This window comes from Micromonospora sp. CNB394, from assembly GCF_000374985.1.
GTDB classification, from domain to species: domain Bacteria; phylum Actinomycetota; class Actinomycetes; order Mycobacteriales; family Micromonosporaceae; genus Micromonospora; species Micromonospora marina.
The window spans coordinates 38,675-39,597 of the sequence record NZ_KB895864.1 but is presented as its reverse complement, the minus strand read 5'-3'; the positions used below and the strand labels follow the sequence as shown (position 1 = coordinate 39,597).

General features: G+C 68.4%; 1 protein-coding gene and 2 rRNA genes. 2 read left to right on the top strand and 1 reads right to left on the bottom strand.

Translation table 11 applies throughout. The features are described from left to right. Nucleotides 1–92: ribosomal RNA gene (locus C569_RS0126970) — 23S ribosomal RNA — on the top strand; the annotation flags it as partial. Nucleotides 93–171: 79 nt separating this feature from the next. Then, a 5S ribosomal RNA gene (gene rrf / locus C569_RS0126965) occupies nt 172–288 on the top strand. 94 nt (nt 289–382) lie between these two features. On the opposite strand, the gene C569_RS33865 is transcribed toward rrf, so the two are convergent. Then, a partial coding sequence (locus C569_RS33865) for a hypothetical protein (protein WP_018788843.1) occupies nt 383–923 on the bottom strand: 541 nt, incomplete at its 5' end.

Below are 923 nucleotides of genomic sequence, written 5' to 3'. Positions count from 1 at the left end.
CCCCCAGCTAGACGACTGGGTTGATAGGCCGGAAATGTAAGCCCGGTAACGGGTTCAGTTGACCGGTACTAATAGGCCGAGGACTTGACTACCAAGCTGCTACGCGTCCACTGTGCAACTCTGAACAAACTGCCGCCCATGTTGTTGGGTTGGTTGACATGTTCATAGAGTTACGGCGGTCATGGCGGAGGGGAAACGCCCGGTCACATTCCGAACCCGGAAGCTAAGCCCTCCAGCGCCGATGGTACTGCACTCGGGAGGGTGTGGGAGAGTAGGACACCGCCGGACAATCTTCCAGTCGAGGGCCGCCCCAGCAGGGGCGGCCCTCGACTGCGTTAGCGTTCTCGGCGGAAACGCCATCAGGAAGGATGTACCCGTGAGCTCAGGACCCCAGGGCGGGGACCGCCCCCGTCGTTACGAGGATCGCGCCGACCGCGGCCAGGGGCGTGGTGACGCCGGCCGCGACGGTCGTCGCGATGACCGTCCCTCGTACCGGGGGGGCCGCGACGACCGCCCGGGCGGCTTCCGTGGTGGCGACCGTGACAGCGGCGCCCGCGGTGGTGACCGTCGCGAGGGCGGCGGCTTCCGTGGTGGCGACCGCGAGGGTGGTTTCCGCGGCGGTGACCGTCGTGAAGGCGGCTTCGGCGGTGGTGACCGTCGTGAAGGCGGTTTCCGTGGTGGTGACCGCGAGGGTGGTTTCCGGAGCGGAGGCCGCGACGGCGGCGACCGTCGCGGAGGCGGGTTCCGTGGTGGCGACCGTGAGGGTGGTTTCCGCGGTGGTGACCGTGGTGAGGGTGGTGCCCGTGACGGTGGCTTCCGTGGTGGCGACCGTGACAGTGGCGCCCGTGGCGGTGACCGTCGTGAGGGTGGCTTCCGTGGCGGTGACCGTCGTGAGGGTGGCTTCCGTGGCGGTGACCGTCGTG